This window comes from Herbiconiux sp. UC225_62, from assembly GCF_042694625.1.
Classification (GTDB): Bacteria; Actinomycetota; Actinomycetes; order Actinomycetales; family Microbacteriaceae; genus Herbiconiux.
In genome coordinates, this window is sequence record NZ_CP170551.1 from 882319 (window position 1) to 895482 (window position 13164).

Genomic DNA, 13164 nt, shown 5'->3' on the forward strand with positions numbered 1-13164 from the left:
ACCCCCTCGTGGCACCGGGGGATGGTCGACGCCTAGCCGGCGTCGACGACCGCCTGCAGGTTCTCCAGCGCCTGCTCAGGGGCGACGTCGCCCGTGGCCACCCCGATGAGCGCGTCGCGGAACGCCGTGTTGAGGTCGGCGCTCACCGTCGCGAAGCGCGGCTGGGTGGACGCGCCGGCGATCTCGGTGAGCTCCTTCAGGGAGTCGAGCTGCGCATCCGGGTTCACCAGATCGATCTGGTCCCATTGCGGCTGCACGCCCTTGAGCGACGGGATGTTGTTCAACGTGTTCGCGACCGCCTGCTGACCGCCGTCCGAGGTGGCCAGCCAGAGCGCGAAGGTCGTCGCGGCCGACTGCTGGTCGGATTTCGCGCTGACCGCGAGCCCGTAGTCGGCGTCGCCGAACATGTTGCCCACGTTGCCGGTGTTCGCGACATCCGGGAACTGGATCGGGATCATGGTGAAGGGCACCGGGTTGCTCACTCCGGCGGCCTCCATGGCGGCGACCATGATGTCCTTGACGGTGTACTGGGTGTACCAGGTGCCCATCATGACCATCGCGTAGCGGCCCGACATGAACTCGTTGTTCGCATCCGGGTACTGCTGGAGGCCGACGGCGCCCTCCTGCATGATGCCGTCGTCGAAGAGCTGCTTCCAGATCTCCATGCCCTCGAGGAACACGGGGTCGGTGAAGCTCATCTCACCCTGGGTGGCCTTCACGTAGGCGCCCGGGTCGACGTTCTCCATGATCGCCTCGAAGGTGTCCATGTCGAAGGCCCACTGGCCGGCTCCCTGCACGAAGCAGCCTTGGCCGGCGGCGGTCAGCGTGTCGCAGACCGACTTCCACTCGTCGAGGTTGGTCGGGGGCTTCAGGCCGTACTGGTCGAAGATGTCCTGGTTGATCCAGACACTGCCGGAGTAGACCGCACCCGCCGAGAGACCGACCACCTTGTCGTCGACCATGAGGCCGTCGACACCGGAGGTGGCGAGCTTCGTCTGCCAGTCGGCACCGAGCGCACCTTCGACGGCGGGCCCGAGGTCGATGGCGCCGGCCTGGAAGGTGTCGACACCGCCGTTGGCGGAACCGGGCGCGACGTTGAAGACGTCAGGGCCTTCGCTCGACGTGATCGCCGGGCCGAGCACGGAGTCGTAGGTGTCGATGGGCTTCGACACGAACTCCACCTTGATGTCGGGGTACTCCTCGTTGAACGCCGCGATGAGCTTGTCGGCGTTCGTCTTGTCGGGGGTCCAGCCCCACCATGTGATGTCGCCTTCGGTGGCGGAACCGGAGTCGGCGGGTGCCGCTCCTCCGCCCGAGCAGGCGGCGAGCGCCATGACGGCCGCACCGGCGATCAGAATCGCGCCGGCACGACGCCGTCGAAACCACTGTGTTGACATTGATTTCCTCCTGGTAGGACCCCGCTTCTCTGCGGGGATCTACGAGCGTCGGCGGTGCCGCGCTCGGGTGTGCTGCGGTGCACAGGGATCAACTTGCGTCGCAAGCATCTCGATAATTACTACGCAACTTGCGTTGCACATTGCGTGATCGATATACTAGGTTCGTCGCCGGTCCGGTGTCAACAGTGCGTCGGTACCACCCCACAGATTGCGAGGAACCGATGGTCGGAGGAGCACGACGAACCGTCGAGCGCACCACCACGCTCGCCGAGATCGCCGCAGCCGCCGGGGTGTCCGTGCCCACGGTGTCGCGGGTACTCAACGGCAAGCGCGGGATCTCGGAGTCGAAGCGCACGGAGATCGAGAAGCTCCTCGACGAGCGGGGCTACGAGCGCCGCAAACCCCGACGCGAGATGGCGCTCATCGACTTCGTGATCTCGAGCCTCGACACGCAGTGGGCCACCGGCCTGCTCCGCGGTGCTCAGGCCGAGGCGGCGCGTGAGGGCGCCGATCTCGTGGTGACGGTCACCGACGGGCGGCCCGCGGGTACGCCCGACTGGATCGAGCGGCTCACGGCGCGGGGCACCGACGGCGTCGTGCTCGTGGTGTCCGAGCTCGCCGACGGTGCGCGCGACGAGTTGTCGCGGCTTCAGGTGCCGGTCGTGCTCATCGATCCGGTGGGCACCGACACCGAGTCGTACGTCACGGTCGCGGCCACCGACTGGGCGGGCGGCCGGGATGCCACGGAGCACCTGCTCGCCCTCGGGCACACCCGCATCGGGTTCATCACCGGTCCACTGAGGCTGGAGTGCCACCAAGACCGGCTCGACGGCTACTTCTCGGCGCTCGGTCGCGCCCGGGTCGCGACCGACGCCGACCTGGTGCGGGAGGGCGACTCGCTCACGGCGGGCGGGCAGACCTTCGGCGGCGAACTCCTCGACCTGCCCGAGCGCCCGACCGCGATCATCAGCGGCTCCGACGAGCAGGCCTACGGCGTCTACCTCGCGGCCCGGGAACGGGGCATCCGCATCCCCGAGGACCTCTCGGTCGTCGGCTTCGACGACGTCGACCTCTGCCAGTGGGTGAGCCCGCAGCTCACGACGGTGCGGCAGCCGCTCTCCGGCATGGCAGCGGAGGCCACCCGGTTGCTCCTCGCCCTGTCGCGGGGCGATTCCATCGCCAACCCGCGCGTGCAGCTCGCGTCGGAGCTCGTGGTGCGCGATTCGACGGCGCCGAGGCCCTCGGTCGAGGCCTGAGCGGTCAGCCCGAGACGGCCCACATGGCGACCGCCGACGCCGCGGCCACGTTCAGTGAGTCGATGCCGTGCAGCATCGGGATCTGCACCACGGTGTCAGCCGCCGCGATCGCCTCGGCCGTGAGGCCCTCGCCCTCCGCGCCGAGCACCAGGGCGACCCGCTCGGGAACCCGGCGTTCGAAGTCGCGCAGGCTCACGGCATCCGGGGTCAGGGCGAGGGCCGCAGTGTGGAAACCGTACTCGCGCAGCAGCGGGGCGAGCGTCGCCCACTCCCCCACCCGTGTCCACGGAACCTGGAGCACGGTGCCCATGCTGACCCGGATGGCGCGCCGGTAGAACGGATCGGAGCAGCGCGGCGTCACGAGCACCGCATCCGCTCCGATCGCCCCGGCCGAGCGGAAGATGGCGCCGACGTTCGTGGGGTCGACCACGTTCTCGATCACCACGACGCGGCGGGCGCCCGCGAGCAGGGCCGCGGCATCCGGGAGCGCGGGCCGGTTCATCGACGCGATCAGCCCGCGGTGCAGGAGGTAGCCGGTGAGTTCGGCGAGCAACTCGCCCGGGCCGACGAACACGGGCACCTCGAGATGCCCGGCCTCGGCGAGCGCCGCCACCGCTTCGTCTTCGCTCGTGCCCAGCGCGAGCACCGAGCGCGGAACGTGGCCGGCCCGGAGCGCCCGCTGCAGCACGAGCAGGGACTCGGCGAGGTAGAGGCCGTGCTCGCTGCCACGCGCCTTCTTCAGCGCCACATCGGTGGCGTGCGCGTAGTCGGCCAGACGCGGGTCGCCGAGATCGGCGACGGGGATGACGGGCATGGAAGGAGAGTCTAGAGGCGGGCGGGCGCGGGGGTGCGCGCGGCGGACACCCGAGCGGAGACGGCGCGGATGCCGCGCGCGATCCCCCAGCCGAGACAGGCGCCCGCCACGTTCGTGAGCACGTCGTTGATGTCGGCGGTGCGGCCGGCGTCGGCGACGTACTGCGACACCTCGATCGTGAGCGTGATCGCGAGCGCGGCCAGGAACGTCGTGCGGAAGCGTACGGCTGCAGCCGCCAGCAGCAGCCCGAACGGCACGAAGACGGCCACGTTGAGCGCCGCGTCGACCGCGGAGGCCGGTCCGTCGAACAGGATCGGCACGAGGTTCAGCCGCATCCCGAGTCCGGATCCCGGCCGCAGCGTCATGACGGCGACCGAGGCCGCCCAGACACCCACCAGGGGAACGGCCCATCTCGCCGGCAGCGGCGACGGTCCGGCCGACCGCACGAGCGCCACCACGGTCAGCACGGCGAGCGCGCCGGCGAAGAAGAGCGAGAGCAGCGGTGTGATCATGGTGCTCCACCCTCGCAGGCGCGGCGCCCGAAATACTGAACGCGAGCTATGACCTCGCCGAGAGCGATCCGAGACGACGAACGCCCCTCCCGAACTCCTCACGGAGTCGAGCGGGGCGTTCGCCTGTGGTGCGAGAGGCTCAGTAGTTGAGCGTGCTCATCGTCGCGGCGGTGGTGACGCCGACGATGATCGAGATGATGATCCCGAGCACGAGCAGCACCGCGCCGACGATCACACCGGCGAGAGCCGGGGTGTTCTTGTAGCCGGCCTTCTTCGACTGGCTGAGCGCGATCGCCGACACGATGAGGCCGATCAGGTTGAAGAAGATCGCGAGGATCAGGCCGACGATGCCGAGGGTCTTGCCGGGGTAGTCCTGGCCGGCGGGGGCGTTCTGCGGGGTCTGGGGTGCGGGTGTTGCGGTCATGGTGATTCCCTCCAAGTGGTGAATGTTCCGTCACGAACCCTAACGTGATCCCTCACTTTCCGGCACCCTCTGCGTCGGCCTGCCTCAGGGCCGACGGGAACATCGTGGGCGGCAGGGCGTTGAACGGAGTGTGAGTGAGCAGGTGGAGCGTTTGGCCACGGTGGTGGTCGTGGGCGCGGGTCAGGCGGGGCTGTCGGCCGCCTACCACCTGCAACGACGCGGCTTCGTGAGCGCCCTCCAGCACCCCGACGCCGAGCGCACGTACGTCGTCTTCGACGCGGATGCCGCCCCGGGAGGAGCCTGGCAGCACCGTTGGGAGTCGTTGCGCATGGCGACCGTCAACGGGATCTTCGACCTCCCCGGGTTCCCGAAGCCGCCCATCGACGACCAGGAGCCGAGTCGCGACGCGGTGCCCCGCTACTTCGGCGCCTATGAGGAGCGCTTCGGCTTCCCGATCATCCGGCCCGTGACCGTGACGCGGGTCGAGCGCCTCGATGACGATCCCGAGGGCCGACTCGGCCTGGAGACCACGGACGGCCCCTGGGCGACGCGGTATCTCGTGAACGCCACCGGCACCTGGACGAATCCCACGCTGCCCGCCTATCCCGGGCAGGACACCTTCCTCGGCCGCCAGCTGCACACCAGCGACTACACGAGCCTCGAGGAGTTCGCCGGCCACCGCGTCGCGGTCGTCGGCGGCGGGATCTCCGCCGTGCAGCAACTCGAGGAGATCTCCCGGGTGGCCTGGACCGCGTGGTACACCCGCCGCGAACCCGTCTTCCTTCCCGGCGAGTTCGACCACGAGACGATCGGCCGCGACACGATCGCGAAGGTCGTCGCCGACGTCGAGGCCGGCCGGCGCACGGGGAGCGTCGTCTCGTACACGGGGCTCGCCTGGACGCCTTATGCCCTCGCCGCGCGCGACCGCGGGGTGCTCGATCGGCGACCGATGTTCTCCGCGATCGAGCCGCACGGCGTGCGCGAGGCCGACGGCACCTTCACCTCGGTCGACGTCATCCTCTGGGCCACCGGATTCAAGCCGTCGCTGACGCATCTCGACCCGCTCCAGCTGAGGAACGCCGAGGGCGGCATCGCCCTGCGGGGCACCCGCGTCGAGCGCGACCACCGCGTGCACCTCATCGGCTTCGGTCCGTCACAGTCGACCGTGGGCGCGAACCGGGCCGGCCGTGACGCCGTCGCCGAGATCGCCCGGGAGCTCGCTCAGGCGCACGCCCGCGACGACGCCGCGTCGCGTCAGCCCGCCGACCGGATGGCGTGAGCCGCGTTCACGAGCGCCAGGTGGCTGAGCGCCTGCGGCAGGTTGCCGAGGAAGTCTCCCGTCTCCGGATCGATCATCTCGGAGAACAGTCCGACGTCGTTGGCCGAGTCCACGAGGGCATCCATCCGGGCGATCGCGTCGGGCAGATCGCCCAGCTCGGTCAGGGCCTGCACGAGCCAGAATCCGCAGGCCACGAACGCCCCCTCCTCCCGGTCGACCCCGGTGTAGCGGTAGACGTGCGGGCCCACCGCGAGCTCGGAACGGACGCGGTCGACCGTGGCGCGCATCCGTTCCTCCGGTCCGAACGCGCTGCCGGCGTGCAGTAGGATCGACGCGTCGAGGGCGTCCGCGCCCGGGTACGCCACGTAGCTGCCGCGCCGCCGCGACCAGCCGTGCTTCGCGATCCACTTCTCCAGCAGGCGGATGTTCTTCTGCCAGAGCGCCAGATCCTCGGCACCGGGACGCAGCTCGCCGAGCTCGGCGAGTCGGCAGGCATCCGTCAGCGCCCGCCAGCAGCCGATCTTGCTCGTCGTGTAGTGGCGTTTACGGGGCAGTTCCCACATGCCTGAATCCTTCTTCTGCCACATCCGGCAGGCGCTGTTCGCGAATTCCACGAGCAGACCGGCCGAGCCGCCGTCGAGGATGTTGCCCGCCTCGACGTACTGTCGCATGATGCCCAGCACGTCGGCGTACACGCCGAGCTGCAGCTGGCCCGCGGCCGCGTTGCCGGTGACGACGGGGCCGATGCCCCGCCAGCCCTCCGCATCCGTCCGCCGCACACCGGCGGGCGTCGACCCGTCGAGGGAGAAGAAGATGCCGAGTTCGTTGCCGTGGCTCTTGAGGGTGGTGAGCACCCACGAGACGGCCGCATGCGTCTCCTCGCGCAGTCCGAAATGCGTCAGCGCGCCCACCGCGTAGGAGAGGTCGCGTACCCACGCGAATCGGTAGTCGTAGTTCTTGCCCCCCTCGACGTTCTCAGGCAGACCCGTCGTGGCCGCCGCGGCGATGGCGCCCGTGGGCGAATGGATGAGCAGCTTGAGGGCGAGGGCGCTGCGCTGCACCGCGTCGGCCCACGGGCCCTCGTAGTCGAACACGTCCGACCAGTGCGCCCAGTTGTCGATGGTGCGGTCGATGCCCTGATCGACGATATGCGGATCGGGGAGGTGGATCGGCTCGTCGTCGGTGCCGCAGAGCGCGAGCAGGTGCCGTGACCCCGCCGTCGTGGTGAAGGCGCCTTCGAAGCGACTCGACCCCACGGCGTCGCTGCGTCCGTGGCCGAAGCCGACGAGCACCAGGTCGACGGTCCCCACGCGCAGCAGCGGGCCGTGCACGGTCTCGATGCGCCGCACAGGCGCGCCCACGAAGAGGCTCCCGGGCACCACCTCCCAGCGGAACACCACCGAACCACGCACCCCGTCGATGCGCCGGGCGAGCTCCGCCCAGGGCAGCCGGCCCGCGACTCCGGTGACCAGCGCATCCGTCACCATGGCCTCGCCGTGCTCCGTGGTGAAGGTGGTGCGCAACACGTTGGTGCCGGGCAGGTACTCGCGCCGCGAGGTGAAGTCACCGTCCGGCCGTAGGGCGACGTGGCCGCCGCGCTCCGCGTCGACGAGGGCCCCGAAGACGGGAGCGGTGTCGAGCGAGGGGAACGGCAGCCAGTCGATGCGCCCGTCGAGGGCCACGGCGGCCACCGTCCGGCCGTCGCCCACGAAGGCGTAGTCGCGGAGATCCGCGTATCCGTCAGATCGTGGCAACGGAACCCGAGTCGACGCGGTAGTTCGAGCCGTTGACGAACGAGGCCGCCTCCGAGCAGAGGAAGGCCACCACGGCGGCCACCTCTTCAGGCTCGCCACGGCGCTTCAGCTCCATGTAGGGTCGCTCCTCGTCGAGGAACGACTCGATCGCCTGCTTCTCGGTCACCCCGAGTTCGGCGCTGCGCTTCTGCATCATGGCGTCCGTCATCGGCGTGCGGATGAAGGCGGGCGACACCGCGTTCACCAGCAGGCCTTCGAGGGCGTACGACCGCGACAGGCCCTTCGCGAGCGCCAGGATGCCGGCCTTGGCCACGCAGTAGGGCAGCTCGTCGTCGTAGGGCTGCACCGCATCCTCCGACGCCAGGTAGACCAGCCGGCCCCAGCCGCCGCGCCGCAGATCCGGGAGGAACTCGCGGGTGAGCCGCACCGGGCCGATCAGGTCGGTCTCGATCGTCTTCGTCCAGCCCTCGTCGGTCAGCTCGTGGAACAGTCCCTGGGCCCCGGTGACCCCGGCGGCCTGCACGAGGATGTCGATGTCGCCCACCGCATCCGCGACGCTCGCGTGCAGGGCGGCCAGCGAGTCGACACTCGTGATGTCGGCGGCGAACGCGAAGTGTCGGCCGTCGGGGGCCTTCAGCTTCGCCGCCGCCTTGTCGAGTTCTGACTGATCCTGATCGGAGAGCACCACCGTCGCCCCTTCGTCGAGAAGGAGGCGTGCGGTGTGCCAGCCGATCCCCGAGTCGCCGCCCGTGACGAGGGCCGTCTTGCCCGCGATTCCGAGGTCCATCGTCAGTGCACCGGGGTTCCGCCGGTGACCGCGATGGTCTCGCCGCTGATGTAGCTCGCCTCCTGCGAAGCGAGCATCACGAACGGCGGGGCCAGCTCGACGGGCTGACCCGGACGGCCGTAGGCGGCTTCGCTGCCGAAGGACTCGATCTTCTCGTTCGGCACGAAGGCGGGCTGCAGCGGGGTCCAGACCGGGCCCGGCGCCACGCCGTTGACGCGGATGCCGCGCTCGGCGAGCTGCTGAGCCATCGCACGGGTCCAGTTGGCGATCCCCGCCTTGGACACCGCGTACTCCGCCAGCGACGGCGAGGGGTTGAAGCCCTGGATGCTCGAGCAGGTCACGATGGACGCGCCGGGCTTCAGGTGCGGGGAGGCCGCCTTGGTGAGCCAGAACAGCGGGTAGATGTTCGCCTTCAGCACGTGGTCGAGCGTCGCGGTCTCGAAGTCGTCGATCGAATCGACGGTGGGCATGGTGCCGGCGATGATCGCCAGGATGTCCAGGCCGCCGAACGCGTCGACGGTCGCCTGCACGAGTGCCTGGTTCGTGGCTTCGTCCTGCAGGTCACCGGGGAAGAGCAACGACTTCTGACCGGCGGCCTCGACGAGAGCGGCGACTTCTTCCGCCTGCGACTGCTCCTCCGGCAGGTATGACAGGGCCACGTCGGCGCCTTCCCGGGCGTAGGCGATGGCCACCGCGCGACCGATGCCGGAGTCGGCGCCCGTCACGAGGGCCTTGCGGCCGGCCAGACGACCGAAGCCGACGTAGCTCTTCTCGCCGTGGTCCGGTTCGGGGTCCATCTCGTGCACGTCGCCCGGAGCCGACTGCTGCTGGGGCGGGAAGGGCGGGCCGGGGTACTGGTGGATCGGGTCCTGGGGCGTGTACATGGTCGACATGGGCTCACCGTATGACGATCCGACCCAACCGGCCACGGATTCGCCGAAGCCTCCGAAGGCCCTGAATCGCAGCCCTCCTCCCCTACGATTGCGGGCCGATCGGGCGTACCGTCGAGAGGGCCACAGGGCCGCTCGCGCCCCAGGGCGACATCCGTGACACCAGGAGGAACCATGGCGATCCAGAGCGGCAACGACGACGGCACGGTTCAGAAGGACATGTCCTACAGCCCGTCGAGCGGGCGGGAGACCGAGCAGGCCCAGGATGATCCGCGCACCTCCGCCCACCTCGACGATCCGGACATCGACGAGTCGGCCGTGAAGTCGGTGCCGGGTGTCGGCGGCCCGGATGACGCGGGCGACATCGACGTCGACGACGAGGCGATCCGCACCTCGATCGCCGAGCGCGCAGCCGAGAGGAAGTAGACCATGGCACTGGAATCCGAGACCCTGACGCTCGAGCACCGCGGCTTCACGTATACGCTCGCGGGCGGACCGCCTCGCTGGGCCCTGTCCCGCGACGGGACGCTCTTCGGCTACCTCATCGTGAAGTCGCCTGTGGGCGAGGAGGGCGAGCCCGTCTACACGACCCTGACACCCGACGGCCAGGAGGGCTACATCGAGGGCACCGACTGGGAGCAGATCACGAAGGCGTTCTTCAACGAGGTCGATCCCGCGATCGAGCCGCCGTTCAGCGGTTCCACCAGCGCGACGCAGTAGGACCGCCGGAGCGCGAAGGTCTGGTTCCTTGGCCAGCGGTAGTGACTGGCGTTCAGTTGGACGCTCGAGAAGCGCCCGAGGTAGTGGCCGAGGCGGTCCCGCCGCGCGGTGCCGGGCGCGGCAGGCGCCGGAGCCGGGAACGTCGTACGCTCGACGTCGTGACAGACGAACCGGGGAGAGCGCGCGGCCGACGGCTCGCGGCGGTGGTGTTCAATCCGGTGAAGGTACCGGTCGAGACGCTCCGCGCCACCGTCGCCGCGGCCGAGGAGGAGTACGGCTGGGCGCCGACCGAATGGTTCGAGACCGCCGAGCACGACTCCGGAACCGCCGCCGCCCGGGCCGCCGTCGCGACGGCCCCGGACGTCGTCCTCGTCGCGGGCGGCGACGGCACGGTGCGCGCGGTCGCGCAGGAGATCTACCGCACCGGCGTCCCCCTGGCGCTGCTGCCCGCCGGAACCGGGAACCTGCTCGCCCGCAACCTGCACCTCACCCTCACCGACCTCCCGCACGCCGTGCGCACCGCATTCACCGGCGCCGACCGCAGCATCGACATCGCCTTCGCGGCCAGCCGCACGCCGGACCGGGCGGTGGTGCGCCGCGCGTTCCTCGTGATGGCCGGCATCGGTCTGGATGCGAACATGGCCGCGAACACCAATCCGGCCCTGAAGAAGCGCATCGGATGGCTCGCCTACACCGACCCGATCGCCCGCTCCGTGCTCGGCAACAAGCAGGTGCACTTGCAGTACCGCATCGACGGGGGTCGCCCCTCCGCCCTGCGCGCCCACACCGTGATCGCGGGAAACTGCGGCACACTGACCGCCAACATCCTCCTGCTCCCCGATGCGATCGTCGACGACGGACTGCTCGACGTGGTGGTCTTCCGGCCGAAGGGGCCGTTCGGCTGGGCTCGGGTGGGGTCGCGGCTGGCAACCAACGGACTGTTCCACCGCTTCCGCTCCGGGCGCTGGCTCATGCAACGCACCCCCGACCTCAAGGGCCTGAACTACGTGCAGGCCCGCCGCTTCGACGTGCGGTTCGCGGCGCCGCAACTCCTCCAGCTCGACGGCGACGTCATCGGCGAGGTGACCGAGGTCGCGCTCACGGTTCTGCACCAGGGCCTCACCCTGCGGGTTCCGCGCGACGACGCCGTCGATCTCTAGACGTGCGCGGGCTGCGCGCGTGACGGAGACGGGCGGGCCGATCAGACTGGGCCGGATGCGCGGCGCACGTCCTCGACCAGCTGAGCCGCCACAAGGTCGAAGGCCTCGATGGAGCGCTCCGCCCGGCTGAGCACCACCGCGCCCTCCGATCCGGCGATCACCGTCGCGGCCAGGCGGCCGGCCTGATCGGCCGGAACACCGCCCTCCTCGAGCAGCTCGGCGAGCCGCGCGCGCCAGCCCCGGAACACGGCAGCCGTCGCGTCGGTCAGCTCGGCCGAGTCGGTCGCGACCGTCACCGCCACCACCGAGCAGCCGACGCGGAAGTCGGTGCGCGTGAGCAGGGTGCGCCACATCTCGAGGAAGAACTCGGCCACCTCGGCTGCACTGCTTCCTCGCTTCGACTCCAGCATCGCGATCGCGCGTTCTCCGGCGAGTTGCACCGCTTCGCCCACCAGTTGATCCTTGCCGTCGGGGAAATGGTGGTAGATCGACCCGCGTGGGGCTCCGGTGAGCGCCAGCACCTCCGAGAAGGAGGTCTCCTGCAGCCCGCGCTCGGCGAGCAGGCGGGTGGCGCCCTCGATCATCCGGGTGCGTGCTTCCGAGACCATCGCGACGATCAGCCCTGCAGCGCGGCGATCTGGGCGCGGGCCGCCTGCACCAGTTCGTCGTTCGTGTTGGCGTGCCCGGCGAGGCCCCATCCGCCCTGCACCGCCTCGGTGAGCAGCACCCAGGTGCGCTCCGCCAGCGTGGGATCGCCCGCGGCATCCGCCACGATCTGCGTGAACTGCTCCACCACGGCGAGCTGCTGCTCCCGGTTGAGAGCTCCCGCATTCGTCAGCACCTGCACGCGCACGTAGTCGCTGTCGCCGTCGACGTTCGAGAGGTCGCCCGCGGGCAGCTCGTGCACGAATCCCGCCGTGTTCTTGCGGAAGAGTGGGATGTCGGGCACCTGCTCGATGGCCTTCAGCGTCGCCGCGAGGTCGCCCGCGAGCCGGTGCTTATCGGCGAAGGTGCCGGTGGTGGCGTACACGTCGATCATGGGCATGGTGTGCTCCTCGGAGTGGGGCGGACGAGTCATCCGCTTCTCCGATGGTGCACTATGACGAGCGTCATAGTCAAGCGCTCTCGAGGTCCAATCGCTCGGCGCGGATGGTCACGCCGGTGGTGCGGGACTCCCCCGGTCGGAGCATCGGGGCGCGACCGGCGGCGCGATCGAATTCACGGCCCATCACCGAGCAATTGGCCGGTTCGATCGCGGTGACGTACTTCGAGGGCGTGAGATCGATCCACTGGTGCACGCGATCGAGGCCCGTCCAGCCGACGGTGACCCTCACCCGCTGAACCGAGTCGGTCAGCGTCAGGAGCTGCGGCGCTCCAGGCGCCAGACGGTGCTCGACCACGAAATCGTCGAGCACCACGTTGCGAGCGGGCCGGCGCCAGTCGACGGGCGGACCCGGGTCGCGCGGGATGCTCGTCTCGACGGCTCCGTCGACGACGAGATCCGGGCCGAGGAAGGGCGCTCCGAAATTCACGTGGCAGAGGAGAGGGGCCTGGCGGTCAGCCGCCGCGGTGTTGGTGACGACATCCGTGATGGCCACCGTGTCGGGTGTCACGGTCAGGGTGCGACGGCAGAGCAGGTCTTCGTCGGCGACCACGCCCGTGACGGTGACCAGCCCGTCGTCGCGAACGACCGAGACCTCCGTGGCGGCCGTGAGCGTGAACGAGCCGTGCTGCCCGTAGCCCTCCGAGGGGAGACCGACGTTGTGGAGTCCGCAGGTCGCGACGAGACCGCCGAACGACGCCCGCCATCGATCGGGGCCCGGCGTGGCCGGTTCCTCCGGCACACCGCCGGGCGGCGCCCAACTCAGGAGCAGCCCCGCGAAGGAGACCTCCCCGATGTCGAGGCCGCGCGCCGGCAGCAGGCGCGCCGAGAGCCCTGCCTCTTCGTCGATCGCGATGACACCGGGCGATGGTAGGTGACTGCTCATGCCCCCGATTCTGGCAGGTTCAGCCGATCGGGCGCGCTGCTCCACGGGTCGTCACGGCGCGCAGAAGATCGTCTTCGGCCCTCGCTCATCAGGGCCGGTTTTACCGACGTAATGGTCGCCATCCTGTAGTAAACATTCTTTTTAAACAAGACATGAAGCAATATTCACCCAAAATCACGGCCA

At 69.8% G+C, this 13164-nt stretch carries 15 protein-coding genes; 5 read left to right on the plus strand and 10 right to left on the minus strand.

Annotated features, from left to right (window positions below):
- Positions 1-32: 32 nt before the first annotated feature.
- Entirely contained in the window at positions 33-1397 is a 1365-nt protein-coding gene (locus ACFJGU_RS04315) for an ABC transporter substrate-binding protein (RefSeq protein ID WP_382307961.1), read from the minus strand.
- Positions 1398-1618: 221 nt separating this feature from the next.
- Between ACFJGU_RS04315 and ACFJGU_RS04320 the strand changes: the two genes are divergently transcribed.
- Positions 1619-2653 carry a LacI family DNA-binding transcriptional regulator gene (locus tag ACFJGU_RS04320; RefSeq protein ID WP_382307963.1) on the plus strand — a complete coding sequence of 345 codons (1035 nt, stop codon included), beginning with the start codon at positions 1619-1621 and terminating at the stop codon, positions 2651-2653.
- A gap of 4 nt (positions 2654-2657) precedes the next feature.
- Here the strand turns inward: ACFJGU_RS04320 and ACFJGU_RS04325 are convergent, their stop codons facing one another.
- From ACFJGU_RS04325 to ACFJGU_RS04335, 3 genes are all read right to left on the minus strand, one after another.
- Complete coding sequence (locus ACFJGU_RS04325) at positions 2658-3467, minus strand: TrmH family RNA methyltransferase (protein WP_382307964.1); 810 nt, start codon at positions 3465-3467, stop codon at positions 2658-2660.
- Positions 3468-3478: 11 nt separating this feature from the next.
- Positions 3479-3979: a VanZ family protein gene (locus tag ACFJGU_RS04330; protein ID WP_382307966.1), complete on the minus strand. Its 501-nt coding sequence runs from the start codon at positions 3977-3979 to the stop codon at positions 3479-3481.
- Positions 3980-4118: 139 nt separating this feature from the next.
- Positions 4119-4403, minus strand: a complete 285-nt coding sequence (locus tag ACFJGU_RS04335; RefSeq protein ID WP_382307968.1) for a hypothetical protein — start codon at positions 4401-4403, stop codon at positions 4119-4121.
- 130 nt (positions 4404-4533) lie between these two features.
- Between ACFJGU_RS04335 and ACFJGU_RS04340 the strand changes: the two genes are divergently transcribed.
- The gene (locus ACFJGU_RS04340) at positions 4534-5682 is read left to right on the plus strand and encodes an NAD(P)-binding domain-containing protein (protein ID WP_382307970.1); all 1149 of its coding nucleotides are present in this window, start codon (positions 4534-4536) and stop codon (positions 5680-5682) included.
- Here ACFJGU_RS04340 and ACFJGU_RS04345 read toward each other — a convergent pair.
- From ACFJGU_RS04345 to ACFJGU_RS04355, 3 genes are read right to left on the minus strand one after another with little or no spacing between them, the layout of a single operon-like run.
- Positions 5658-7436: a glycoside hydrolase family 15 protein gene (locus ACFJGU_RS04345; protein WP_382307972.1), complete on the minus strand. Its 1779-nt coding sequence runs from the start codon at positions 7434-7436 to the stop codon at positions 5658-5660. The genes ACFJGU_RS04340 and ACFJGU_RS04345 overlap by 25 nt on opposite strands.
- On the minus strand, positions 7423-8223 hold the full coding sequence (locus ACFJGU_RS04350; protein WP_382307974.1) for an SDR family NAD(P)-dependent oxidoreductase: 801 nt from the start codon (positions 8221-8223) through the stop codon (positions 7423-7425). Before ACFJGU_RS04350 ends, ACFJGU_RS04345 begins: the two co-directional genes overlap by 14 nt.
- 2 nt (positions 8224-8225) lie before the next feature.
- Positions 8226-9116, minus strand: a complete 891-nt coding sequence (locus ACFJGU_RS04355; RefSeq protein ID WP_382307976.1) for an SDR family oxidoreductase — start codon at positions 9114-9116, stop codon at positions 8226-8228.
- 171 nt (positions 9117-9287) lie between these two features.
- On the opposite strand from ACFJGU_RS04355, the gene ACFJGU_RS04360 reads away from it, so the two are divergent.
- The 3 genes from ACFJGU_RS04360 (at position 9288) to ACFJGU_RS04370 (ending at position 10993) form a co-directional block, all read left to right on the plus strand.
- The gene (locus ACFJGU_RS04360; RefSeq protein ID WP_382307978.1) at positions 9288-9539 is read left to right on the plus strand and encodes a hypothetical protein; all 252 of its coding nucleotides are present in this window, start codon (positions 9288-9290) and stop codon (positions 9537-9539) included.
- Positions 9540-9542: 3 nt separating this feature from the next.
- On the plus strand, positions 9543-9833 hold the full coding sequence (locus ACFJGU_RS04365; RefSeq protein ID WP_382307980.1) for a hypothetical protein: 291 nt from the start codon (positions 9543-9545) through the stop codon (positions 9831-9833).
- Between the two features lie 158 nt (positions 9834-9991).
- The gene (locus ACFJGU_RS04370) at positions 9992-10993 is read left to right on the plus strand and encodes a diacylglycerol/lipid kinase family protein (RefSeq protein WP_382307982.1); all 1002 of its coding nucleotides are present in this window, start codon (positions 9992-9994) and stop codon (positions 10991-10993) included.
- A 41-nt stretch (positions 10994-11034) separates the two neighbouring features.
- On the opposite strand, the gene ACFJGU_RS04375 is transcribed toward ACFJGU_RS04370, so the two are convergent.
- The 3 genes from ACFJGU_RS04375 to ACFJGU_RS04385 all read right to left on the minus strand — a co-directional run bounded on the left by ACFJGU_RS04375 (position 11035) and on the right by ACFJGU_RS04385 (position 12981).
- The gene (locus tag ACFJGU_RS04375) at positions 11035-11601 is read right to left on the minus strand and encodes a TetR/AcrR family transcriptional regulator (RefSeq protein WP_382307984.1); all 567 of its coding nucleotides are present in this window, start codon (positions 11599-11601) and stop codon (positions 11035-11037) included.
- 8 nt (positions 11602-11609) lie between these two features.
- Positions 11610-12038, minus strand: a complete 429-nt coding sequence (locus ACFJGU_RS04380; protein ID WP_382307986.1) for a 4-oxalocrotonate tautomerase family protein — start codon at positions 12036-12038, stop codon at positions 11610-11612.
- A 70-nt stretch (positions 12039-12108) separates the two neighbouring features.
- Positions 12109-12981 (minus strand): DUF4432 family protein, encoded by an 873-nt coding sequence (locus tag ACFJGU_RS04385; protein WP_382307988.1) that lies wholly within the window; start codon positions 12979-12981, stop codon positions 12109-12111.
- Positions 12982-13164: the final 183 nt, after the last annotated feature.